This is a genomic window from Streptomyces sp. NPDC001381, from assembly GCF_042895685.1.
Classification (GTDB): domain Bacteria; phylum Actinomycetota; class Actinomycetes; order Streptomycetales; family Streptomycetaceae; genus Streptomyces.
On record NZ_JBIAWO010000005.1, the window covers coordinates 532,213 to 555,907 of the forward strand.

Consider the following 23,695-nt stretch of genomic DNA (forward strand, 5'->3'; position numbering starts at 1 on the left):
GACTCCTAGGAGCGGGGGGAGAGGAGCGCGAGCAGTCCCCGCACTCCCGCGTCGAAGGCGGCGGGGGAACCGGAGGCGCGGGCCAGGACGTACCCGCCCTGCACGGTCGCGACGATCGTCGCGGCGATCTCCTCGCCGTCCAGCCCGGGTGCGAACTGGCCCTGTTCCCGGCCTTCTTCGACGAGGTGGGCGAGCCGTTCCCGGAGCCAGTCGATCGTCTCGTCGACCGGTTCGCGCAGCTCTTCGCTCGCGATGACGTCCGGGTCCATCGTCAGCCGGCCGACCGGGCAGCCGCGCAGCACGTCACGCTCGCGCGTGAGATACGCCCGGATGCGGTCGTACGGGGTGCCCGGCCCGTCGAGCACCGCCGCGGCGGTGGCCCGCATCTCCTCGGCCGTCCGCCGGATCGCGGCCAGGGCGAGATCCGGCTTGCCCTTGAAGTGGTGGTACATGCTGCCCTGCCCGGCGCCCGCGCGCTCCAGGATCGCCTTGGGGCTGGTGCCCACGTATCCGCGCTCCCACAGCAGCTCCCGGGTGGACTCGATCAGTCGCTCCGACGTGCTCATGAAGCGACTGTACATACTAGTAGTTACAGAAGTCGAGTCCTCGAAGTCTCCGGCCACCCGCTCGAGGGGGTCGCGTCGGCTTTGACGAGAGGAGCACCCACCGCACGCGCGCGTACTCCCCACGAGGTACACGCACTGCCCCCGGTCGTACGACGACCCGGACCCCCTCCCGGCGGGACGCTCGAGGCATCGCGTCCACGAGAGCCTCACCGAGGAGATGACCCGAGATGAACACCCTTGCGCACTGGGACGGCGGCGGCCCCGGCCCCTGGATCCTGTTCCTCCCGCTGATCTGGGCGGCCGTCGTCGTCGGCGTCGTCACGCTGCTGCGCCGCAGCGCGTGGCGCGGCCCGCGCGGTGTCCGCACCGCCGTGGAGCGTCCCGCCGCCGACTCCCCCCTCGCCGTCCTCGGCCGGCGCTTCGCCTCGGGCGAGATCGACGAGGACGAGTACTGGCGCCGACTGTCCGTGCTGGACGAGGAGTTCGGCCGCAGGGGCGGTGCGGCATGACGCCCGCGACCGCCCGGCGACGCCCGTCCCGCGACCTCGGGCCGCCGACGGTCGTCGGCCGGACCCGCTCCCGGCCGCGGTCCATGGCTTGCCGGGAGGTGGCCCGGGTCGGTACGCGGCCCGGCGCGACGGCCCGCATGGTCGTGCCGCGGGCCGTCGCGGCCGGGTGACCCCGACGGGGTCTCACCGAGGGCGGGTCACCGCCCGGTCAGCCGACGACGGCGGACCGGGCGGGGGCAGGGGCGGGCCGGTGCGCGTCGACGGAGACGACCTCCGCGAACCGCGGCGCGACCTGTTCGCGGGGTGTACGGCGCGGCGGACGCGCCGACCGCTCCGGGGCGGCGGCACGCGCGGGCAGCGTGAACCAGACGACCTTGCCGGACTCGCCGTCCGGCCGCGCGCCCCAGCTCTCGCTCACCGCGGCCACCATGGCGAGCCCGCGCCCGCAGGTGGACAGTGTCCCGGTGGTCCTGACCTCTCCCACCACCGGAAGCCGCGGATCGTGGTCGCGTACGGAGACGGTGAGCCGGTCGAGCAGCAGCTCCATCTCCACGACGCACAACTTGTCGGGCTGGGCGTGCAGGTGGACGTTGGTCAACAGCTCCGTCACACCGAGCGCGGCCCGGTCGATGAGGGCGTCCAGATGCCAGTAGCGCAACTGCGCCGATACGATTCTGCGGACCTGGCCGATCCGCGACGGCAGGGCTTGGAGCTCCACCGTGCAGTGCCTGCTTGGGTTGCTGATCACGGCTGCGACTCCCCGACTGAGGTCCGGAAGAACACGGAGTTCGGATCGAACGAGCAGAGCTGCTGCGCAAGGCGGCCGCCTGCTGCGGTGGCCGGCGGGCTGGTTCGCAGCGTTATCGCCGGTAAACCCAGAGTGACGTGAGAACAGCGTGACTCAGGGGGTCCGTCGGCGCAACTCGCGGTGGTTCAGCGGTGACGGCCCGCGGCCTTCCGCACGGCCTCGACGAACCGGCGCGCCGCGGGCGGCCCGGCCTCGCCCGGCGCGGGGTCGTGGTCCCCCAGCGTCAGCAGATACCGGTTGCCGTTGAGGTCGGCCAGCGCCCGGTCGTCCGGGACGAACCACGGCTTGGAGGCGCGGACCGCCTGCACCGGCGCGCTGTCGATCTCGCTGCCGTAGCTGGTGAGCAGCTCCAGCCTGCCCTCGTTGATCCGGACCTGCCCGGCCCGGGTGAGCGAACGCAGTCTCTTCCCGATCCGCACGCCCGTCGCCGTGAACTCCGGCTCCGCCATGCCTCCCCGCCCCCTTGCCGTCACACTCGTGTGAGCGAAATCGTGGTGTCCGTGACCCAGTGTGCGCCCCCGTCCGGGGTCCGCGTCACGCCCCAGGGCTGTCCGCCCCGTCCCGGAGCTCCGCCCCGCCCGGTGCAGTCTGCCCGCGCCCGGCGTCGAGCACCAGTACGTATGGCACGCCGGTGCGGGTATTCAGGAGCACTCGCGCGAATGCGCCCCCCATGTGCGCGTGTCCGCTCCCCAGGACCGCCTTTGGGGCCCCCAAAGGGGTGTTTATGCAGGTGAGAAGCGGTGCGCAAGGTGTTTATGATCGGTGTGCCGACCGCGCCGGACGCCCTCGGCGTGAAGCGTGTAAGGAGCTCCTGCCGTGACCACCCCCCAGCAGACCCGGACCGGCGCCACCCTCGACGTCGACCGCAGCGACGCCTTCTACCGTGACTGGCTGAAAGAAGCCGTCCGCAAGGTCCAGGCCGACGCCAACCGCTCGGCCGACACCCACCTGCTGCGCTTCCCGCTCCCGGACAGCTGGGGCATCGACCTCTACCTCAAGGACGAGTCGACCCACCCCACCGGCAGCCTCAAGCACCGCCTCGCCCGCTCGCTGTTCCTCTACGCCCTGTGCAATGGCTGGATCCGGCCGGACCGCCCGGTGATCGAGGCGTCCAGCGGCTCGACGGCCGTGTCCGAGGCGTACTTCGCCAAGCTGATCGGCGTCCCCTTCATCGCGGTCATGCCGCGCACGACGAGCGCGGAGAAGATCCGCCTCATCGAGTTCCACGGCGGCCGGTGCCACTTCGTCGACGACCCCCGCACGATGTACGAGGAGTCGGCCCGCCTCGCGGCGGACACCGGCGGCCACTACATGGACCAGTTCACCTACGCCGAACGGGCCACGGACTGGCGCGGGAACAACAACATCGCCGAATCCATCTTCCGCCAGCTGGAGTTGGAGCGGTTCCCGGAGCCCGCATGGATCGTCGCCACGGCCGGCACCGGCGGCACCTCGGCGACCCTCGCCCGCTACGTCCACTACACCCAGCGCGACACGCGCATCTGCGTCGCCGACCCCGAGAACTCCTGTTTCTTCGAGGGCTGGACCACCGGCGATCCGGACGTCACCTGCGACTGCGGCTCGCGCATCGAGGGCATCGGCCGGCCGCGCATGGAGCCGAGTTTCGTGCCGGGCGCCGTCGACCGGATGATGAAGGTCCCGGACGCGGCCAGCGTGGCGGCCGTACGGGCCCTGGAGCAGGCGATCGGCCGCAAGGCGGGCGGCTCCACGGGCACCGGACTGTGGAGCGCCCTCAAGCTCGCCGCCGAGATGGTCGCCGACGGCCGGCGCGGCAGCGTGGTCACCCTGCTGTGCGACCCCGGTGACCGCTACCTCGACAAGTACTACTCCGACACCTGGCTGGCCGAACAGGGCCTGGACATCGCCCCCTACACGGCCGCGCTCACGTCGCTGCTGACGACCGGAGTGTGGCCGGAGTGAGCCAGGCGGGAGCGCCGCGCCACGCGAGGCCGTGACCTGCTACGACGGTGTGGTGAGCCGCCGGTCCAACCGGGTCACCGCGTCACGGAAGGAGCGCCCCAGCCCCGGCCTCGCCAGCCGCAGCGCACCCCGCACCGGCGCGGGCCCGTCCGCGGCGAACGTCCAGCGCACCCGCGTCCCGGCCCCGGCCGGAGCGAGCCGCCACTCCTCGACCAGCGCCCGGACCCCCGGCGCGTTGGTGACGTCCACCCGGTAGGCGTACACCTCGGGTTCCTTCGCCGCGAGCACCGTCTCCCGGAACCGGGTACCGCCCCACAGCCGTACGTCCCGCCCCGCCCCTTCGTCCAGCGGCTCGACGGAGGTGACGGCGGGGAACCACTCGGCCCAGCCGGAGACGTCCGAGGCCAGCGCGTGGAAGACCCGTTCCGGCGAGGCGGAGACCTCCCGCGAGAAGACCAGCCGCACGGGAGCGGTCCTCACGAAGTCGAGCCCCTCCGCACGCAGACGACGAACCATGGCGACGCCAACCCCCTCGCTCGACGGTTGCGTCACCCTAGCCGTCACCCCGTCAGATGTCTTCCCCCGCGTCGTCCTCCCCGGCCACCACCAGCCGACGCAGATGCTCGGAGATCTCCGCGCGGGCCGCGCCGGGCAGTCCGGAGTCCGTGACCAGGGTGTCGACCTGCTCCAGGGCCGCGAACGAACTCAGGCCCACCACACCCCACTTGGTGTGGTCGGCGACGACCACGACCCGGCGCGCCGACTGCACGAGGCGCCGGTTGGTCTCGGCCTCCGCCAGGTTCGGCGTCGACAGGCCCGCCTCGGCCGATATCCCGTGCACACCGAGGAAGAGCAGGTCGAAATGGAGCGCCGCGATGGCCTGGTCGGCGACCGGTCCCACCAGCGAGTCGGACGGGGTGCGCACCCCGCCGGTCAGCACGACCGTGGCCGCGCCCTGGCGGGGGCCCGAGGTGCGCTGCGCCACGTGGAAGACGTCGGCCACCCGCACCGAGTTCGTCACCACGGTCAGGTCCTGCACCTCCACCAGCTGGTGCGCCAGCGCGTACGTCGTCGTACCGCCCGACAGCGCGATCGCGCTGCCCGGGGAGACCAGCTCCGCGGCGGCCCGCGCGATGTCCTCCTTGGCGGTCAGCTCCAGCCCCGACTTCGCCTCGAAACCCGGCTCGTGCGTGCTCGCCTCCACCACCGGGACCGCGCCGCCGTGCACCTTCTCCAGCACGCCCTGCCGGGCCAGCGCGTCCAGATCGCGGCGGACCGTCATGTCCGACACGCCGAGCTTCCGGGTCAGCTCGTTGACCCGGACACCGCCCCGGCGACGAACCTCGTCCAGGATCAGGGCGCGGCGCTGCTCCGCGAGGAGGTTCTGATTCTCGCTCACGTACGCTCCGGTCCTTTCCTCAAACGGGTCGACAGGCCCGCTCACCTGCTGAGACGAGAGTATTCTTCCCGGCCGCGGTGCGCGGGCGTCCCATCCTCGCACGACCGGCCCCGCAGTGTGCCATCACCCCGACGCGTGCATGCCATCAACGGTTCACGCTCTCCGCCGGTCACACGGACGGGGGAGATTCCGGGCCCGCAGGTGTAGACGCCCTCCGGAGCGGAGATCCTGTGCCCGCACGGAGACATGTAAGCGGCGTGTCATGGGGGAAGTGCGAACAGTGGAACGTTCCTCTGCGGGCAGCGCGGCCCTGGAACTCCTCGTCCACGGGGTGGGCGGCGCCACGCCCGAGAAGATGCTCAACGATCCGCGCACGGTGCGGATAACCGGCGACGAGACGGCGGCGGTCCACCGGCGCGCCGAGGACGCCGACGCGGACGCCCCGGCGGCCGACGCCACCACCACGGTCCGTGACCACGGCGGGCGGCCGGTCCCGGAGGCCTACGTCTGGTCCAACCTGACCTCCGGCAACGGCACCCGCGCCCTGTGGCTGTTGCTGCTGCCGTTCATGGTCGTGAACCTCGCCCACTGGATGCGCCCCGCCGCCCGCGAGGGCACCCGCGCGGTCCGTCTGTACGGACTGCTCGTTCGGCTCGCGGGCCTCAGTCTGACCGTCCTGCTCGTCGCCGCGGCCTGCGAGGTCGCCCTCGACCTCACGGCCTGGCAGTGTGCGGGCACGCACGCGTGCGCCGCGCGCCACTCCTGGCTGGGCTTTCTCTCGCCCACGCTCTCCCACGGCGGCTGGTGGAGCCCGCCGGGCCGCCGTCTCGCCCTCGCGGCCCTGGTCCCGACCGCCCTGACCGGCCTCCTCTGGTACCTCTCCCACCGCACCTGGCGGGCGTACGAGTCCCAGGAACCGCTCGACCGCGACCCCGAGCCCCGGAACGGCCCCGCCCACACCGCGCTGAGCCGCCCCGGCTTCTGGTACGGCCGTCGCCTCGTGGCCCGCCTCCGCGCCGGCCACACCGCGGCCGGCCTGCTCACCGTCGCCGCTGCGGTCGGCACGGCGGCGGCACGCGAGGACCACCGTCCCGGCGGCCCGCCCGTCCTGGACGCGCTCGGCCGCCTGCTGGAGGTGTCCCTGGCGGCCGGCGCGCTCGCCGTGGTCTGGGCGGTGTGCCGGCGCGGCCGCAGCGAGCACCGCCTCGACCGCCGTCTCGACGCCCAGCTGGTCCACCGCCTGCCCCTCACCGCCCTCGTCCTCCTCACCCTCACCCTGGTGTACGCCGCCTGGGAACGCCCGGGCTGGCAGTCCTCCGGCCGCCTCCCGGGCGACGCGACCTTCGGCGGGATCGCCCTGGCCCAGGGGACGCTGGTGATCGCCCTGACCGTCGTGGCTCACCTGCTGCACAAGGGGCCCGACGGAGAGCCGGCGCCCCGCCGCGACTCTCACGACACCGCCGCGCCGCCGCAGACGCACGGCTCCGGCGACCCGCTCGCCCCCGACAGGCACCACCGGACGCCACCGGCCCCGGACACCCTCGTCGACGTCCTCGGCGTGGCGATCGCCCTGCCGGCCGAGACCCCCACCGAGACGGCCGCCCTGCCGAGCCCCCGGCTCTCGCCGGGCGAAACGGGGGAGAGCGACGCCCACCCGGAGACACCATCGGCTGCGCGCGGCACGGGAGTGGGGCCCGCGAAGGCCGGGGCGCGGCCGGGTCCGCCGGGCTCGGGGGAGGCCGGTGGCGAGGGCATGGCGTGGTCCGCCCAGGACGAGACAGGGGAGCGTGGTGCCGGGGCGGAGCCGCGGACCGGTCTGCGGAGTCCGGGGGACGGCGGGGGCGGGAGCGCGGGACGGGCGGGTGCGGGTGGTCCGGGCGGGGCGCGGGCCGCGCTCAGGGGGCTCGGGGGGCCCGCGGTGGCGATGCTGGGCTGCGCCCTGGGCGGGGTCATGTCCGGCGGCGTGTCACAGCGGGTCTCGGACTGGCTGGACGGCACCGGGACCTTCCTCGACGGCCCGCCGGTGCTGCTGACCTGGCAGGCGTCCGTGATTCCCGTGCTGCTCCTCGTCCTGCTCGCGCTGGTCGGGCTCCTCGGCCGGCGGACCTGGCTGCTGACCCGGGCCGAACGCGTGGCGGTGGCCCGGGAGTACGACGCCGACCCCGGCGACCCGGCCCGCACCGGCCGTATCGCCCGCGCGCGGTCGATGGCCACGCTCACCGACCGCGGCCCCCTCGTCGTCGCCGTCACCTCCACGACGACCCTGCTCCTGGGCGCGGGCGCCCTCGTCGGAGCCTTCGGCACCGGGAAGACGCCGGTGCGGGCCGCACAGGGCGCCGGACCCTTCGTGCAGGGCGCCGCCCAGGCCGGGCAGGCGCTCGGCTCCTGGCTGATCGGCCTGGGCTTCCTCCTCTTCGTCACCTGGGGCAGGCGCGCCTACAAGGACGCCTCCGCGCGGCGCACCATCGGCATCCTCTGGGACGTGGGCACGTTCTGGCCGCGTGCCGCCCACCCCTTCGCGCCGCCCTGCTACGCCGAGCGCGCGGTGCCCGACCTGACCTGGCGGATGTCCACCTGGACCCGGGCCACCGGCGGCCGCCTCGTCATCTCCGGGCACTCCCAGGGCAGCGCCCTCGCCGCGGCCGCCGCCTGGCAGCTGCGCCCCTCCGAACGCCGACGGGTCGCCCTGCTCACCTACGGCTCCCCGATCGAGCGCCTCTACGGCCGCTGGTTCCCGGCCCACTTCGGCCCCGCCGCGCTCGTCGCCCTCCACCGGGACGTCGACTGCTGGCGCAACCTGTACCGGCTCACCGACCCCATCGGCGGCCCGGTGCGCCTGTCCGGCGACGACTGCGGCCCCGAGGTGGACCACGCACCCCTCGCGGACCCCCTGGCGTACGGCCGCACCGAGGAGCACCCGCTGCCCGCCCCCATCCTGGGCCACTCCGACTACCAGGCCGACCCGGCCTTCGCCGAGGAACGCGGACGGCTCCTGGCCCGGCTGCACCCGGAGGTGCCCGTGCGGCACGCCTGACCGGGTCAGGGCAGCTCGGGCAGGTCCTCCGCGTACAGCAGGGTCAGGTCGTCGGTGCTGGGCTCCGCCAGCTGGGCGACCCGGCTCGCGTGCCGTTCCACCATCGCCTCGAACGTCTGGCGTGCCGTGCGGCCGTTGCCGAAGGCGGCGCCCTTGGGGATCTCCGTGAAGTACTTCAGCAGGGCCTCCGCGGTCCCCGCCGCCAGCCGGTACTCGTGCTCCTCGGCCTGCTGCTCCACGATCCGCAGCAGTTCCTCGGGGCCGTAGTCACCGAAGGTGATGGTCCGTGAGAAACGGGACGCCACACCCGGGTTGACCGTCAGGAAGCGCTCCATCTCGGCCGTGTATCCCGCGACGATCACGACCACGGAGTCCCGGTGGTCCTCCATCAGCTTCACAAGGGTGTCGATGGCCTCCTTGCCGAAGTCCCGCCCCGCGTCCTCCGGCGACAGCGCGTACGCCTCGTCGATGAACAGCACACCGCCGTGCGCCCGCTGGAAGGCCTCCTGCGTGCGGATGGCGGTGGAGCCGATGTGCTCTCCGACGAGATCGACACGGGACACCTCGACGAGATGGCCCTTCTCCAGCACGTCCAGGGCGGCGAGGATCTCGCCGTAGAGGCGCGCGACCGTCGTCTTGCCGGTACCGGGGGACCCGGTGAAGACCAGGTGGCGCTTGACCGAGGCCGCCTTCAGACCCGCCCGCAGGCGCCGCCGGCCCACCTCGATCATGTCGGTCAGCGCCCGCACCTCGCGCTTGACGCTCTCCAGGCCCACCAGCGCGTCGAGTTCGCCCAGCACGTCCTTCGACGTCCGCACCGACGTCTCCGGCTCGGCCACACCCGACGGGGGCTCCGGCACGGTCACCCGCTGCTCGGGGATCGGACCGAGCAGCCCCGCCGACGGGGCGGCCGTCTGTACGGCGGTTTCCCGCGCGGCCGGAGTACGCACCCCCGCGCTCTCGTCGCTGGCGCAGTCCTCGACCACGGGCCCCGAACCGGGCGCTCCGTCGGCCCCGGCGTCCGCGAACTCGTACCCGCCGCGCGCGCAGCGCTCGGTACGGCATCTGCGCAGCGTCGTACGGCAGCCGTCTATCACGTGGAAGCCGTAGCCGCCGCTGTCGTTCACCCGGCAGTCGAGGAAGCTGCCGCGGCCGTCCGCGGAGACGTAGAAGCCCGCCTCGGCGGGGGAGTCGATCGTGCAGCGCTCCACGGTGGGGTCGGCGCCCTTGGTGACGATCACACCGGTCTGGACGGTTTCCACGGTGCAGTTGTTGAGCGTGCCGCCGCTGCCGTGGTCGCGGAACCAGGCGCCGGTCGCCGCGTCCCGGATCCGGCAGTCGTCGAGCTGGGCGGTCGCGCCGTCGCTCACCGACACGGCCGTGTTGCGCACCTGCGACAGGTCGCTGTCGATGACGTCCGCGCGGGAGCCGCGGTCGAGGACGAACAGCGCGTCCGGTACGTCGTGCACCCGGCAGGAGTCGAGGACGGCGGTGGCGCCGTCGCTGACCCAGACGGCCGGATAGTCGCCGGTGCTGTCGAAGATCTCGCACTGGTTGGCGTCCACCCGGGTGCCCGGGTCCCACACCGACAGCCCGTTGCGCCCGAACTGACGCACCGTCGTCCGCGTCAGCGTCAGGACGGAGCGGGAGCGCAGATCGATCGCGTTCTCCGGGATGTCGTGGATACGGCAGTCGGCCAGCGTGAGCACCGCGTCCGTGTCGAGCGTGACGCCGTCGGCGGTGGTGCGGTGCACGGCGCAGTCCGTGAGGTGGGCGGTGGCCCGTGCGGTGATGTGCACCCCGCTGCCGCGCACCTCGTAGATCTCACAACCCACCGCTTCCAGGCCGGAGTTGTCGCCGGTGGCGCTCAGACCGGTACCGGAGGCGTGATGCACCCGGCAGCGCTCGAGGCGCGGATGCGCGCCCCCGCGTACCGCGACGCCCGCCTGCCCGGCCGCGACGACCTCGCACTCCTCGAAGACACCGCCACCGCCGTCGACCACGGCGATGCCGATGCCCGCGGGATTGTCGACCGTGCACCGCCGGACCGTCGGACGGGCACTGCCGCGCACCTCGATGCCCGCGGCGGACCGCGTGACGATCCGCAGGTCCAGCAGTTCCGGCGTGCCGTCCTCGACGAGCACCGCCGGCGCGGCCGCGTCCTGGCCCTCCACGTGCAGGTCCTGCACCACCGCCGACGCGCGCACCGTCAACGGCACCCCGTCCGTGGGCGCGATCCGCACGGACCCGGGGGAGCCCTCCGGGCCGCGCAGGGTCACCGACCGCTGCACGACGAGGTTCTCCCGGTAGGTGCCGGGAGCGATGGTGAGGACGTCGCCCTCGGCCGCGGCCTCCAGGGCGGCGGCGAGCGATGCGTACTCACCCGTGCGGCGCCGCCACCTCGAAGTGCCGGTGTGCGTCACCTGGACCGTGCCCTGTGCCATGGCGTTGCTGTGCCCCCACCTCGTCGTACGCGGGTTTGATGCCGAATCATGCACCATCCGGCCGGACCACCGTAGCGTGCGCGCGGGCGATGGGTTGACCACTGACCGAACGAGGTCAGCTGCCGGTACCGGTACGGCCCCAGTCCGGGCCCGCGCGGTCCCAGGCCTGGTCCCAACGGGCGTACCGGCGGCGGACCATGCGCCAGACGATCAGCCGCCGCGCGCCCTCGACCGCGCCGGCGGTCAGCAGAGCCGCGCCGAATCCGGCGAGCACCGCGTGTGTCGTCGCGGTGGCGGAGTCCAGCGGACGGGCCACCAGACGGCCGTGGGCGTCCGTCCATATCGCGAAGTGGTCGCCGCGGTGCGGGGTCTTCAGGCTCGCGAGGACCGTGCCGTGCCGGACGGTGCCGTCCGGGGCGGTCCAGTCGGCGAGGACCCGGCTGCGGGCGTCGCGCCCGGAGGCCGCCTCGGGGTCGGCCTCCAGCGGCGCGCCGTCCACCTTCCGTACGACGGTGGCCGTGACCTCGTGGCGGGACTGCCGCTGCTCGCGGACCGACCGCTGCAGGGCGTCCTGGGCGAGGGTGCCGGTCAGGGAGCCCACGACCGGCGCGACGAGAAGGATCAGCAGCAGCGCCGACAGCGCCACCCATGCCTCGGCCAGATCCGTCCCGCGGCACAGCGGATTGTGCCGCCAGCGCCAGATGCCACCGATCGCTCGCACTGTCCGCACCCCCTTCCCGCTCCGTGATAACCCCCGCCGGAGCCGTTCACGCGCGAGTCCGGACCAAGAGAGAGCGAAATCACCCGCGCCGGGACCTCTCATGAACTTCTCATGACGTCCAACGCTTCATCACCCGGGGGCGGTTCCCGCATCCGGCGTCCTCGCCGAACGCGGCCGGATCTACTCGATCACACGGACCGGATCGCCCACCCGGACGGTCCCGCGGGTGAGGGGCACCAGGTTCTGTCCGAACACCAGCTTGCCGCCGATGCGGCGGTGACGGCCCAGCGTGTGCAGGGGTTCCCTGCCGCGTCCGGCGGTGGCCTGGTCGGTGGTCGTCACCACGCACCGGCCGCACGTCTTGGCGACGCGGAAGGCGACCTCGCCGATCTCCAGGCGCGACCAGCCGTCCTCGGCCCAGGGTTCGGTGCCCGCCACGACCACGTTCGGCCGGAAACGGTTCATCGGCAACGGGCCGTCGGCGGCGTGGTCCCCTTCGGCGATCAGGGAGTTGAGGGCGTCGAGCGAGGCGACGGTGGTGACCAGCAGCGGATAGCCGTCCGCGAAGGTGACGGTCTCGCCGGGCAGCGCGTACTCCGGATCGACGGGCCGGCGGGTCGCGGGGTCGTCCATGTGCACCAGACGTATGCGGGCGCCGAGATAGGCGCCGCACCAGTCGTGCGCCGCGCCGTCGGCGAGGACCCCCTCCACCTTGTCGCCGAAGATGTCCAGCGAGACCGTGCTCACCGGATCGGGCACCGCCACGGTCAGCGGCTCCATTCCGGGCGCGGACAACCGGAGGCCGCCGCCGGGCAGAAGCTCGGCGGCGGCCAGTGCGAGGCGCGGTTGCTGGCGTTGCGTGACGACCTTTCCCCCGTCGTCGATCAGCGCCCAGCGTCGGTCTCCGGCCAGCCCCCAGGGCTCCACGACGGCCTCCCGGGGCGCCTGGCCCCGGAACGCCTTGACCGGATGGATGTGAATCGACAGCAGTTCCGCATTCCCCATGGGGTCATCCTGCCAGGTGGCAGTGACAGCCCCGGGCCGGCTCAGTAGCCGCGGTACTGCTGGTTGTTGTACGGATCCTGGTACTGGGGCGCGGCCGGCCGGGGAGCGGCGGGGCGCATCGCCTCGTAGCCCATGCCCGGTGCGGCCGGTCGCGGCTGCTGGGGCTGCGGACCCGGGTAGCCGCGCGGTGCGGTCGCCTGCGGCGGGATGTAGGCCGCGGGCGCCTGCTGCAGCGGCGCGGGCTGCTGCGCCTGCGGATAGCCGTAGGACGCCTGGACCGGGGCCGCCGGGAGGGCGGGCAGCGCCGACGGCAGCGCGGGCAGGCCGCTGCTGCTCGGCATGTCGTAGGCGGCGGGGACCCGGATCGGGGCGATCTGCGGGGTGCCCCGCTCGGCCACGAGCGAGTCATAGATCGGGGTGTCCGGGAAGGCGGAGTAGTAACCGCCATAGGTGGAGCGGGGGGAGGTCATGGCACATAAGGTAAGCCCACGATGTGCTGGTTGGGGAGACCGATAAGAGGGTTGTTTTCCGTGTCCGCCGTGACCTCGGATCCCCAATGCGAGCGAACTCGGCAAAAAGGGGCGGCGGAGGCCGCTGTGATCGTGTAAAAGCCGAGTTCCGAGGGGGTTACCGGCGGGTCGGTGACGTGGGTCCCCGCGCTCCTTCTGGGCCTTCCCCGTCCCCGGGAATAGGTTGAGCCGCAGACAACCCGAAAGGTCCCGGGCCCGGCCCGGTGGACGGAGACGCGAGGGGGGCGGACATGTCGATGCCGAAAGGTTCCAACACGCCGGTGCCGACGACGGCGCTACGGGTCGAACTGGGCTGGCGCCCGGGACCGGGGGTGCCCGACGCGGACGCCTCGGCACTGCTGCTCGCGGGCGGAAAGGTCCGCTCGGACGCGGACTTCGTCTTCTACAACCAGCCGGCGCACTCCTCCGGGGCGGTCCGCCACGAGGGCAAGCGCGCCACCGGCGACCGGGTGACCGACACCCTCGTCGTCGACCTCGCGCGCGTCGAGCCCGCGATCGAGACGATCGTCCTCGCCGCCTCGTCCGACGGCGGCACCTTCGCCCAGCTGCCCGGCCTCTACATCGAGGTGCGGGATGCGGCGCGGGACACCGTCGCCGCGCGCTTCGACAGCACCGGAGCCACGGTGGAGACGGCCTTCGTGCTGGGCGAGTTCTACCGCCGTCAGGGCTCGTGGAAGTTCCGTGCCGTCGGGCAGGGGTACGGCAGCGGCCTGGAAGGGCTGGCCACGGACTTCGGCATCACCGTGGACGAGCCGCAGCACGCGGCGCCACCGCCGGTTCCCCGGGCCGCCCCGGTTCCTCCGCCGGTGCCCCAGGCACCGCCCCCGCCGCCCCTGTCCGCCCAGCCGACCATGCCCGCCCTGCCGGTCACCGTGCCGCCGCCCGTCCACCACACCCCGCCGCCCCCGCCGCCCGCCCCGCCCGCCACGCCGGTCCGGCTGACCAAGGTGACGCTCACCAAGGCCGCCCCCGCGGTGTCGCTCACCAAACAGGGCGGCACCTCGGGCGTCATGCGCGTGAACCTCAACTGGGAGGTGCGCAAGCAGTTCTCGGGGTGGAGCGGCAAACGCGGTCGCGCGGTCGCGCTCCACAACGACCTCGACCTCGATCTGTGCGCCCTGTTCGAACTCGCCGACGGCCGCAAGGGCGTCGTCCAGGCCCTCGGCAACGCCTTCGGCGCCCTGCACCGGCCGCCGTACATCCACCTCGACGGCGACGACCGCACGGGGGCCCTCGACGGCGGCGAGAACCTCACCATCAACCTCGACCACACGAACGACTTCCGGCGCATCCTCGTGTTCGTGACCGTCTACGAAGGTGCCCGCTCCTTCGCCGACCTGCACGCCACGGTCACCCTGCACCCCCAGTTCGGCGCCCCGGTCGACTTCTCCCTGGACGAGTGCACCGTCCCCTCCACCGTGTGCGCCCTCGCCCTGATCACCAACAACGGCGGCGACCTGATCGTCCGGCGCGAGGCCCGCTATCTCGTGCCGGAGCGCGGGGTCAGTCCGCAGCGGACCGTCGACCACGCCTACGGGTGGGGCATGAACTGGACCCCGGGCCGCAAGTAGTCGCCTCGGGGACTCAGCCCTCCTCGGTCACGGCGTCCGGACGGGCGTAGGTGCGGCCCTTCCAGGCCGCGCCCCGCCCCCGGTGGTGCTGCACCGCCGAATCCACCGTCATCAGGAGATAGAGGAGCGCGGTGAACGGCAGCAGGGGCGCGAGCCACAGCGGCTGCCGGTAGTAACGGAGCATCGGCAGGTACGTCCCCGTCATCACCAGCCACGCGAGGCCGCCGAGCACCGCCGTGGCCGTACCGCCCGCGACGAGCCCGGTCAGCAGGGCCAGCGGCGGCACCAGATAGACCAGCGCGAGGCCCAGCACCGTACCGGCCAGCAGCAGCGGGTTGTGGCGCAGTTGCGCGTAGGCGCTGCGCGAGACCATCCGCCACAGGTCGTGCAGCCGCGGGTAGGGGCGCACGCTGTCCACCCGGTCGGCCAGCCCCAGCCACACGTGACCACCCGCGCCCTTCACCGCGCGCGCGAGCGCCACGTCGTCGATGACGGCGTGCCGGATGGCGTCCGGGATCCGCGCCCGCTCGGCCGCCTCCGCGCGCAGCAGGACGCAGCCGCCCGCCGCCGCCGTCCGAGCCCCCCGCCGCCCGATCCGGCGGAACGGATACAGCTGCGCGAAGAAGTAGACGAAGGCCGGCACGACCAGTCGCTCCCACAGGCTCTCCACCCGCAGCCGTGCCATCTGCGAGACCACGTCGAAGCCGCCGGTGCGCGCCGCCGCCACCAGCTCCCGCAGGCTGCCCGGCGCGTGCGCGATGTCCGCGTCCGTCAGGAGGAGGTATTCGGGCTCACGCGCGCGTGCCAGAGCGATGCCGTGCCGTACCGCCCACAGCTTCCCGGTCCAGCCCGCGGGCGGCTCACCCGGCGAGCCGACGGTCAACGGCAGCCCGCCGTGCCGCCGCGCGAGCGCGCGGGCCAGCTCCCCGGTGCCGTCCGAGCTGCCGTCGTCGACGAGGAAGATCTCCGCCCGCCCCGGATAGTCCTGCGCGAGCAGCGACGGCAGGCTCGCGGGCAGCACCGCCGCCTCGTCGCGGGCGGGGACCACGACGCACACCGACGGCCACACGGCCGGATCCCTCCGGGCCGGCAGCCGCACGTCCGTGCGCCAGAAGAAGCCCTGACAGAGCAACAGCCACAGCCACGCGGCCAGGGACACGGCGGCGATCCACACGACGGCGCTCACCCGCGCAGTCTGCCCCACCCGGCCGGGCCGCAGGGGCACATCGTCTATGGTGGCCGGGTGAAGATCGCGCTCATGGACTCCGGAATCGGCCTGCTGGCGGCCACCGCCGCGGTACGGCGCCTGCGACCCGACGCCGATCTCGTGCTCTCCCTCGACCCCGACGGCATGCCCTGGGGTCCGCGCACCCCGCAGGATCTCACCGCGCGCGCCCTCGCCGTCGCCGAGGCCGCCGCCGTCCACGGGCCCGAGGCCCTCATCGTCGGCTGCAACACGGCGACCGTGCACGCCCTGCCCACCCTGCGCGCCCGGCTCGAACCGGGCATCCCGGTGATCGGCACCGTCCCCGCGATCAAGCCGGCCGCGGCCGGCGGCGGTCCCGTCGCGATCTGGGCCACCCCCGCCACCACCGGCAGCCCCTACCAGCGCGGACTCATCGAGGACTTCGCCGACGGCGTCACGGTCGCCGAGGTGCCCTGCTGGGGCCTGGCCGAGGCCGTGGAGCACGCCGACGAGGCGGCGATCACCACCGCTGTCGCCGCGGCCGCCGCGCTGACCCCCGACGACGTGACGACCGTCGTCCTGGGCTGCACCCACTACGAGCTGGTCGCCGACCGCATCCGCGCCGCGGTGCAGCGCCCCGGCCGGCCGCCGCTCGTCCTGCACGGCTCGGCCGGCGCCGTCGCCGCCCAGGCCCTGCGGCGCATCGGCGCCCGCCCCGAGCCCGAGACGGCCGGCCTCGGCTCCGTCACCGTCCTGCTCAGCGGCCGCGAGGGCGGCCTCCCGCAGCCCGCGCTCGCCTACGCGGAAGGCAGGCTGCTCCAGGCCGTCAGCCCCGTTCAGTGACCGACGGTCACCGGCGGTAGGCCGCGTTCCCGGCCCGTCCGCTCGGCCCAGTCACCCTGCGCGACGCCCTACCCGCGCAGCGAAACCTGAGTAACCTCGTGTATATGAGGGACCACTCCCACGTTCACCCCCAGGGCGAGGACACCCCGCACTCCGACGAGGACACCCCGCATTCCGATGTGTGGACCGGCCGCGCCACCAACCGGTTCCAGTGGCTGCTCGCGCTGGTCGGCGCCGCCTGCATGGCGCTCGGCATCGAGCTCGCCGTCGACTCCGCCTGGACGTCCGGCACCGCCCCCCTCGTCATGTCCGTCGTCGGCTGCATCGCCGCCGGCCTGCTGGTCCTCTTCGGCACCCTGGCCTTCGTCCACGTCGACCTGAAGCTCGACAAGGACTCGCTGGAGGTGCGCTGCGGCCACATCGGCGTACCGCGCCGCCACATCCCGCTCGCCCATGTCGCGGGCGCCGAGTACGAACCGCACGTCACCCCGCGCCACTGGGGCGGCTGGGGCTACCGCTGGCGGCCGGAGAAGGGCACCGCCGTCGTCGTACGGCGCGGCGAGGGCGTCGTGCTGCGGCTGTGGGACGGCCATACGTTCACGATCACCGTGGACGACGCCGAGTCCGCCGTACAGGCGATCAGGGACCGGCTGCGCGAGCGGACGCCCGGCTCGGCGCACTGACCTCAGACGGTCCGCCGGTCGCGGTGGCGCTCCCGGTCCGGCACGGCCGGTGCCTCGGACGGCGGCACCTCGGCGAGCGGCCGGGCCGTCGCCAGGCCGGCCAGAAGGCCCGCGCCGACCGACACCGTGGTGAAGCTCAGCGCGTTGCCGACGGCGGTGAGCGCCGCGAGAGCGGTGAGCGCGGCACCCGCCGTGAGGACGACCGGCGTGGGCCGAGGCGCGCGCCACAGCGCGAACAGCACCCAGCAGAAGGCCGCGCCGAGCAGCAGCACCCCGGGTACGCCCTGCTCCGCCGCCAGCTGCAGCGGCGCCGAGTGCGGCTTGCCGTCGGACAGGGTCGACTGCGCCGCCGTGGCACTCAGCTCCCCGAACCGGCCCGGTCCCACGCCGAGACCACCGTCGCCGCGCGCCAGCCGCAGGGCGTCACGCCACAGGCCGATCCGGCGGGACGTGAGCTGGTCCTCCAGCGACGCGGCGAGTCCGGAGGGCAGGGCGTTCCCGGCGACCGCCCAGGTCAGACCGGTCAGCAGGGCCGTGGACACGGCCAGGCCGGAGAGGGCCGGCCCCCGGTGGCGCATCCGGCCCGCGGCCAGCGAGCACAACAGGACGGCACAGCAGGTCACGACCGCCGTGGCCGAACCCAGCAGGGCACCCGCGACCACGGCACTGCAGGCCAGCAGCCACAGGCCGAGCCGCAGCACGGGCACGGACGTCGCCCAGGCGGCGCAGCACGCCGCACCCGCCGACAGCGTCAGCACCGCGGCCGTGGCACCCGCGTGGCCGAGCGGCGCGTCGATCTCGGGCCCCGGCGCCAGGCGCGGCAGGGCCACCGTCAGGACGAGCCCGGTCAGCGCCGCGGCACCGGGCGCGGCCACCGGCAGCAGCACCCCGCAGATCCGGCCCACCGCGTACCCGGCGGCCACGGCCAGCACCGCGAGCAGCACACCCTCGGGCCGTCCGCCGTGCACCGCCGCGGTGACCAGCGACCAGGCGGCGCAGGCCCCCAGTACGGCCACCCCCGTGACGTCGGAAACGTTTCGTCTCTCTCCGTCGGCATCCGTCCCGGCCGCCGACGTCATCCCCGTGGAACCCGTGGACCCCACCCGACCCTCCGAACCCGGTCGCCCCCGTCTGTGCCACTCCGGACGCCTGTGCGAGCGGAGCTCTGGCACACCGTAACGGCTGATGGGCGGTTTGTGGATGTCTCGTGCCGGGGTCGCGCGGCAGACGCGGGCCGTCCGGTGCGGCCCGCGTGGACCGTGCTGTCGGCCAAAAGGTCACCCGCCGTACACTCCCCGAGTGACCGTCACCGCAACTTCCGTGGGCCAGCCCGACCAGCTGGAGCCCCAGGCCGCGCCGGTTTCGCGCCGCGCGCGGCTCCTGCGCCTCCTCCCCGCCGCCGCGGCGGCGCTCGCCGGAGTGCTGCTCTACGTCAGCTTCCCGCCGCGCACGCTGTGGTGGCTGGCCCTGCCGGCCTTCGCCGTGTTCGGGTGGGTGCTGCGCGGCCGCAGCTGGAAGGCCGCCCTCGGCCTCGGCTACCTCTTCGGCCTGGGTTTCCTGCTGCCGCTCCTCGTGTGGACCGGCGTCGAGGTCGGCCCCGGCCCCTGGCTCGCCCTGGTGGCCATCGAGGCGGTCTTCGTCGCCCTGGTCGCGGTCGGTGTCGCCAAGGTCTCGAAGCTGCCGGCCTGGCCGGTGTGGGCGGCGGCCCTGTGGATCGCCGGCGAGGCGGCCCGCGCGCGCGTACCCTTCCGCGGCTTCCCCTGGGGCAAGGTCGCCTTCGGCCAGGCGGACGGTGTCTTCCTGCCGCTGGCCGCCCTCGGCGGCACCCCCGTCCTCGGCTTCGCGGTCGTCCTCGGCGGTTTCGGCCTCTACGACGTCGTCCGCCTCGTCCTCGACCGGCGGCGCACGGGCGAGGTGCGCAGGTCGGCCGCCGCGGTCGCGCTGCTCAGCCTGACCGTGCCCTTCGCGGCGGCGCTGGCCGCGCGTTCCCTGGTGACCGACAAGGCTGAGGACGGGACCGCGACGGTCGCCGTCATCCAGGGCAACGTCCCCCGCCTCGGCCTGGACTTCAACTCCCAGCGCCGGGCCGTCCTCGACTACCACGCGCGCGAGACGGAACGGCTGGCCGCCGAGGTCAAGGCGGGCGAGAAGGCCAAGCCCGACTTCGTGCTGTGGCCCGAGAACTCCTCCGACATCGACCCGTTCGCCTACGAGGACGCGGCCGCCGTCATCGACAAGGCCGCCAAGGCCATCGGTGTCCCCATCTCGGTCGGCGGGGTCGTCGAGCGGGACGGCAAGCTCTACAACGAGCAGATCCTCTGGGACCCGGTGAAGGGCCCCACCCAGACGTACGACAAGCGGCAGATCCAGCCGTTCGGCGAGTACCTGCCGCTGCGCTCGCTCATCGGCGCGATCAACAGCCAGTGGACGTCGATGGTCCACCAGGACTTCAGCCGGGGCACCGAGCCGGGCGTGTTCACCATGGACGACGCCAAGGTGGGCCTGGTCACCTGCTACGAGGCCGCGTTCGACTGGGCCGTCCGCTCCGAGGTCACCGACGGCGCCCAGATGATCTCCGTGCCGAGCAACAACGCCACCTTCGACCGCAGCGAGATGACCTACCAGCAGCTCGCCATGTCCCGGGTGCGCGCCGTCGAGCACAGCCGCACGGTGACGGTGCCCGTCACCAGCGGCGTCAGCGCGATCATCATGCCGGACGGGAGGATCACCCAGAAGACCGGCATGTTCGTCGCGGACTCCCTGGTGCAGAAGGTGCCGCTGCGGTCCTCGGAGACGCCCGCGACCCGGCTCGGCATCCTCCCGGAGATCGCCCTGCTGCTCGTCGCGGCCGGCGGTCTGGGCTGGGCCACGGCCGCGGGAGTACGCGCCCGGCGGAGCGCGACCGCTCCGGACGCGTCTCTCTGACCCGCGCTCGTCTCGCCGACCGGGTGCTGTGCGCGCGACCGGCTCGGGGCGGCTCGGCGACCGGGTGCTCTGCGGCCGACCGGCTCGGGGCGGCTCGGCGACACGCGGGGGAGCCGTCCGGGCCCGCGCCGCGGGTCGCCGCTTCGTACGGCCGTTAGGGTCGGTCCATGCCGACTCCTGACTTCATCACCGAGATCCGGGCCTCCGCGGGCCACCAGTTGCTCTGGCTTCCCGGCGTCAGCGCCGTCGTCTTCGACGACGAGGGACGGGTGCTGCTGGGGCGGCGGGCGGACAACGGCCAGTGGACCGTGATCACGGGCATCCCGGACCCCGGCGAGCAGCCGGCGGAGTGCGCCGTGCGGGAGGTGGAGGAGGAGACGGGGGTGCTCTGTGTGCCCGAACGTGTCGTCCTCATCCGCTCCGGGCGGCAGGTCGAGTACCCCAATGGCGACAAGTGCCAGTTCATGGACGTCACCCTGCGCTGCCGGGCGGTCGGCGGCGAGGCACGGGTCAACGACGACGAGTCCGTCGAGGTCGGCTGGTTCGACGTGGACGGCCTGCCGCCGATGCGCGAAGGACAGCTCTTCCGCATCAAGCAGGCGCTCTCCGACGAACCCACGTGGTTCGAGACCACGCTTTCCGACTGAACTGTGGGGGCTGCCCACATGGGGTGGGAGCGGCCCGCTGCCTAGGGTCCAGTCATGACCACGCCTCCCGCAGCCCTCGCCCCCTCGCTCGACCTCGGTGGTCGCACCGCCCTCGTCACCGGCGCCGCCGGCGGCATCGGCCGCGCCTGCGCGCTGCGGCTGGCGGCCGCGGGAGCCAAGGTCCGGGCGGTCGACCGGGACCCCGCGGGCCTGGAGGAACTCGCCGGGAGCGCGGCCGGTCTGCCGGGCGCGATCGAACCGCACGTCCTGGACCTCACCGACCTGGACGCGGCCGAACTCGCCGCCGCCGGCACCGACGTCCTGGTCAACAACGCCGGACTGCAGCACGTCAGCCCCCTGGAGGAGTTCCCCCCGGACGTCTTCCACACGGTCCTCACCGTGATGCTGGAGGCGCCGTTCCGGCTCATCCGAGGCGCCCTGCCCCACATGTACGGGCAGGGCTGGGGCCGTGTCGTCAACGTGTCCTCCGTCCACGGCCTGCGCGCCTCCGCCTACAAGTCGGCGTACGTGGCCGCCAAGCACGGGCTGGAGGGCCTGTCCAAGACGACCGCTCTCGAAGGCGCCTCCCACGGCGTCACCTCCAACTGCGTGAACCCCGCCTACGTACGCACCCCGCTCGTGCAGCGGCAGATCGCCGACCAGGCGCGGGCGCACGGCATCCCCGAGGAACGCGTGCCCGCCGAGGTGCTGCTGCGCGACAGCGCCGTCAAACGGCTCATCGAACCGGAGGAGGTCGCCGAGGCGGTCGCCTATCTGTGCGGGCCGCGGGCGTCCTTCGTCACGGGCACCTCACTGGTCCTCGACGGCGGCTGGACCGCGCACTGAACGCGTGTTCGGTGCCGGTGCTCCGACGTTTTCCACAGGCCTGACGGGGCGAGCCGGTGATGGGGAATCCTGTGAGCATGTCCCGTGATCAACCGGAGGGCACCACGACCGCCCTCGACACCGCCCACGACGCCGACGCGCCGTTCCTCGAACTGCTCGCCCGGGGAGCGGACGCCGAGGCGTACGAGCGGCCGGTGCTGCTCGCCCGCGCCGGGGGACTGCCCGCGGAGCGGATCGCGGCGCTGGAGCGGGCCAAGCTGCTGGCGCTGCGCGTCCGGGCGGAACTGGAGGGCCGGCGCCGCCGGGAGGCCGAGCTGTCCGCACTCTTCGAAACGGCCCACGACCTGGCCGGTCTGCGTGACGTGGACGCGGTCCTGCGGGCGATCGTGCAGCGCGCCCGCTCACTCCTCGGCACCGACGTCGCCTACCTCAGCCTGCACGACCCGGCCCGGGGCGACACCTACATGCGGGTCACCGAGGGGTCGGTCGCGGCCCGCTTCCAGCAACTCCGCCTCGGCATGGGGGAGGGGCTCGGCGGCCTGGTCGCCCAGACCGCCCGCCCCTATGTCACCGACGACTACTTCCGCGACGACCGCTTCCGCCACACGACGGCCATCGACGCGGGCGTGCGCGACGAGGGCCTGGTCGCGATCCTCGGGGTGCCGCTGGCGCTGGGGCAGGACGTCATCGGGGTGCTGTTCGCCGCCGACCGGCGCGCCCGGGTCTTCGAACGGGAGCAGATCGCGCTCCTCGGCTCCTTCGCCGCGCTGGCGGCGGCCGCGATCGACACGGCCAACCTGCTGACCGAGACCCGCTCGGCCCTGGCCGGCCTCGAGCGCGCCAACGAGATCATCCGGGACCGCAGCGCGGTCATCGAGCGCGCCTCCGACGTCCACGACCGGCTCGCCGAACTCGTACTGCGCGGTGGCGGGGTGCACGACGTGGCCGCCGCGGTGTCCGAGGTGCTCGACGGCACGGTCGCGTTCACGGAGACCGCACCGGCCCGGGCCCTGGAGGCCTCCCGCGCCGAAGGCCACGCCGTACGGCACGCGGACGACTGGATCGCGGCGGTGGCCGCCGGCGGCGAACTGCTCGGTGCGCTGGTGCTGCGGGGCCACCCCGGCCTCGACCCCGTCGACCAGCGCACCCTGGAACGTGCCGCGATGGTCACCTCGCTGCTGCTCCTGGCCAGGCGCTCCGCGGCCGAGGCCGAACAGCGCGTCCGCGGCGAACTGCTGGACGATCTGCTCGACGCCCGCGACCGTGATCCCCGCCTGCTGCGCGAACGGGCCTCCCGGCTGCGCGCCGACCTCGACGCCACCCACGTCGTGCTCGCCGCGCGGCTGGACGGCACCGCGCCCGACGCCGGCCAGGAGGCGGACGCCCGCCGGCGTCTGTGGTCCGCCGCCTCCCACCTCGCGGCGACCCGGCACGGCCTGGCCGCCGCCCGTGACGGCGGCACCGTCCTGCTGCTTCCCCTGGACCCGGGGGACACCGCCACCGACGTGGCCCGCCGCACCGCCCGGCACCTGGGAACCGCCGTCCACGAGGCGGTCACCGTCGGCGCCTCCGCGCCCGTCCGGGACCTCACCGCCCACCCGGACGCCGTGGCCACCGGGTACGAGGAGGGACGCCGCTGTCTGGACGCCCTCCGGCTGCTGGGCCGCTCCGGAGACGGCGCGGCCGCCGAGGACTTCGGCTTCCTGGGCCTGCTCCTCGGCGGCGAACGGGACGTGACGGGCTTCGTGGACCGCACCATCGGCCGGGTGGCCGCGTACGACGAACGGCGCGGCACCGACCTGCTGCGCACCCTCGACGCCTACTTCGCCTGCGGTATGAGCCCGGCCCGCACCAAGGACGAACTCCACGTCCATGTGAACACCGTGGCCCAGCGCCTGGAACGGGTCGGCCGCCTCCTGGGCGACGACTGGCACAGCCCCGCCCGGGCGCTGGAGATACAACTCGCCCTGAGACTGCGCCGGTTGACGCTCCCCGCGCCCTGACCCCCGCACGCGGGTGCGGGGGCCGGCGGGACCG

The 23,695-nt window shown here is 73.8% G+C and carries 21 protein-coding genes; 10 read left to right on the forward strand and 11 right to left on the reverse strand.

Annotation, left to right across the window (positions count from 1 at the left end; all coding sequences use genetic code 11):
- Window positions 1-5 precede the first annotated feature (5 nt).
- Window positions 6-566, reverse strand: a complete 561-nt coding sequence (locus tag ACFY2L_RS25080; RefSeq protein WP_390657605.1) for a TetR/AcrR family transcriptional regulator — start codon at window positions 564-566, stop codon at window positions 6-8.
- Window positions 567-793: 227 nt separating this feature from the next.
- On the opposite strand from ACFY2L_RS25080, the gene ACFY2L_RS25085 reads away from it, so the two are divergent.
- Window positions 794-1,075: an SHOCT domain-containing protein gene (locus ACFY2L_RS25085; protein WP_390657606.1), complete on the forward strand. Its 282-nt coding sequence runs from the start codon at window positions 794-796 to the stop codon at window positions 1,073-1,075.
- A gap of 208 nt (window positions 1,076-1,283) precedes the next feature.
- On the opposite strand, the gene ACFY2L_RS25090 is transcribed toward ACFY2L_RS25085, so the two are convergent.
- Window positions 1,284-1,823, reverse strand: a complete 540-nt coding sequence (locus tag ACFY2L_RS25090; protein WP_390657607.1) for an ATP-binding protein — start codon at window positions 1,821-1,823, stop codon at window positions 1,284-1,286.
- 185 nt (window positions 1,824-2,008) lie between these two features.
- Window positions 2,009-2,332, reverse strand: coding sequence for a hypothetical protein (locus tag ACFY2L_RS25095; RefSeq protein ID WP_390657608.1), 324 nt, complete (start codon window positions 2,330-2,332; stop codon window positions 2,009-2,011).
- 367 nt (window positions 2,333-2,699) lie between these two features.
- On the opposite strand from ACFY2L_RS25095, the gene ACFY2L_RS25100 reads away from it, so the two are divergent.
- Window positions 2,700-3,824 carry a PLP-dependent cysteine synthase family protein gene (locus ACFY2L_RS25100; protein WP_390823427.1) on the forward strand — a complete coding sequence of 375 codons (1,125 nt, stop codon included), beginning with the start codon at window positions 2,700-2,702 and terminating at the stop codon, window positions 3,822-3,824.
- Window positions 3,825-3,863: 39 nt separating this feature from the next.
- On the opposite strand, the gene ACFY2L_RS25105 is transcribed toward ACFY2L_RS25100, so the two are convergent.
- Both ACFY2L_RS25105 and ACFY2L_RS25110 read right to left on the reverse strand, forming a co-directional pair.
- Window positions 3,864-4,340, reverse strand: a complete 477-nt coding sequence (locus ACFY2L_RS25105) for an SRPBCC family protein (RefSeq protein ID WP_390657610.1) — start codon at window positions 4,338-4,340, stop codon at window positions 3,864-3,866.
- Window positions 4,341-4,392: 52 nt separating this feature from the next.
- A complete protein-coding gene (locus ACFY2L_RS25110; RefSeq protein ID WP_390657611.1) occupies window positions 4,393-5,223 on the reverse strand; it encodes a DeoR/GlpR family DNA-binding transcription regulator in 831 nt (276 codons plus the stop codon).
- A gap of 262 nt (window positions 5,224-5,485) precedes the next feature.
- Between ACFY2L_RS25110 and ACFY2L_RS25115 the strand changes: the two genes are divergently transcribed.
- A complete protein-coding gene (locus tag ACFY2L_RS25115; protein ID WP_390823428.1) occupies window positions 5,486-8,257 on the forward strand; it encodes a hypothetical protein in 2,772 nt (923 codons plus the stop codon).
- A 5-nt stretch (window positions 8,258-8,262) separates the two neighbouring features.
- Here the strand turns inward: ACFY2L_RS25115 and ACFY2L_RS25120 are convergent, their stop codons facing one another.
- The 4 genes from ACFY2L_RS25120 to ACFY2L_RS25135 all read right to left on the reverse strand — a co-directional run bounded on the left by ACFY2L_RS25120 (window position 8,263) and on the right by ACFY2L_RS25135 (window position 12,897).
- Complete coding sequence (locus ACFY2L_RS25120; RefSeq protein ID WP_390657613.1) at window positions 8,263-10,701, reverse strand: right-handed parallel beta-helix repeat-containing protein; 2,439 nt, start codon at window positions 10,699-10,701, stop codon at window positions 8,263-8,265.
- A gap of 115 nt (window positions 10,702-10,816) precedes the next feature.
- Complete coding sequence (locus ACFY2L_RS25125; RefSeq protein ID WP_390657614.1) at window positions 10,817-11,422, reverse strand: hypothetical protein; 606 nt, start codon at window positions 11,420-11,422, stop codon at window positions 10,817-10,819.
- A 180-nt stretch (window positions 11,423-11,602) separates the two neighbouring features.
- Window positions 11,603-12,427, reverse strand: coding sequence for an MOSC domain-containing protein (locus ACFY2L_RS25130; RefSeq protein WP_390657615.1), 825 nt, complete (start codon window positions 12,425-12,427; stop codon window positions 11,603-11,605).
- A gap of 41 nt (window positions 12,428-12,468) precedes the next feature.
- Complete coding sequence (locus ACFY2L_RS25135) at window positions 12,469-12,897, reverse strand: DUF6643 family protein (protein ID WP_390657616.1); 429 nt, start codon at window positions 12,895-12,897, stop codon at window positions 12,469-12,471.
- Window positions 12,898-13,193: 296 nt separating this feature from the next.
- Between ACFY2L_RS25135 and ACFY2L_RS25140 the strand changes: the two genes are divergently transcribed.
- The gene (locus tag ACFY2L_RS25140; protein WP_390823506.1) at window positions 13,194-14,528 is read left to right on the forward strand and encodes a TerD family protein; all 1,335 of its coding nucleotides are present in this window, start codon (window positions 13,194-13,196) and stop codon (window positions 14,526-14,528) included.
- A 13-nt stretch (window positions 14,529-14,541) separates the two neighbouring features.
- Here the strand turns inward: ACFY2L_RS25140 and ACFY2L_RS25145 are convergent, their stop codons facing one another.
- The gene (locus ACFY2L_RS25145) at window positions 14,542-15,732 is read right to left on the reverse strand and encodes a glycosyltransferase (protein WP_390823507.1); all 1,191 of its coding nucleotides are present in this window, start codon (window positions 15,730-15,732) and stop codon (window positions 14,542-14,544) included.
- 39 nt (window positions 15,733-15,771) lie between these two features.
- On the opposite strand from ACFY2L_RS25145, the gene ACFY2L_RS25150 reads away from it, so the two are divergent.
- Together ACFY2L_RS25150 and ACFY2L_RS25155 are read left to right on the forward strand one after the other, a co-directional pair.
- Window positions 15,772-16,557: a glutamate racemase gene (locus tag ACFY2L_RS25150; RefSeq protein WP_390657617.1), complete on the forward strand. Its 786-nt coding sequence runs from the start codon at window positions 15,772-15,774 to the stop codon at window positions 16,555-16,557.
- 104 nt (window positions 16,558-16,661) lie between these two features.
- Window positions 16,662-17,240 carry a hypothetical protein gene (locus ACFY2L_RS25155; protein WP_390657618.1) on the forward strand — a complete coding sequence of 193 codons (579 nt, stop codon included), beginning with the start codon at window positions 16,662-16,664 and terminating at the stop codon, window positions 17,238-17,240.
- A gap of 2 nt (window positions 17,241-17,242) precedes the next feature.
- On the opposite strand, the gene ACFY2L_RS25160 is transcribed toward ACFY2L_RS25155, so the two are convergent.
- Window positions 17,243-18,319, reverse strand: a complete 1,077-nt coding sequence (locus ACFY2L_RS25160; RefSeq protein WP_390823508.1) for an O-antigen ligase family protein — start codon at window positions 18,317-18,319, stop codon at window positions 17,243-17,245.
- Window positions 18,320-18,539: 220 nt separating this feature from the next.
- Between ACFY2L_RS25160 and lnt the strand changes: the two genes are divergently transcribed.
- The 4 genes from lnt to ACFY2L_RS25180 all read left to right on the forward strand — a co-directional run bounded on the left by lnt (window position 18,540) and on the right by ACFY2L_RS25180 (window position 23,661).
- Complete coding sequence (gene lnt / locus ACFY2L_RS25165) at window positions 18,540-20,165, forward strand: apolipoprotein N-acyltransferase (protein WP_390823429.1); 1,626 nt, start codon at window positions 18,540-18,542, stop codon at window positions 20,163-20,165.
- 167 nt (window positions 20,166-20,332) lie between these two features.
- Complete coding sequence (locus tag ACFY2L_RS25170) at window positions 20,333-20,812, forward strand: NUDIX domain-containing protein (protein WP_390657620.1); 480 nt, start codon at window positions 20,333-20,335, stop codon at window positions 20,810-20,812.
- Between the two features lie 54 nt (window positions 20,813-20,866).
- Window positions 20,867-21,658, forward strand: coding sequence for a 3-hydroxybutyrate dehydrogenase (locus ACFY2L_RS25175; RefSeq protein WP_390657621.1), 792 nt, complete (start codon window positions 20,867-20,869; stop codon window positions 21,656-21,658).
- 77 nt (window positions 21,659-21,735) lie between these two features.
- On the forward strand, window positions 21,736-23,661 hold the full coding sequence (locus ACFY2L_RS25180) for a helix-turn-helix domain-containing protein (RefSeq protein WP_390823430.1): 1,926 nt from the start codon (window positions 21,736-21,738) through the stop codon (window positions 23,659-23,661).
- Window positions 23,662-23,695: the final 34 nt, after the last annotated feature.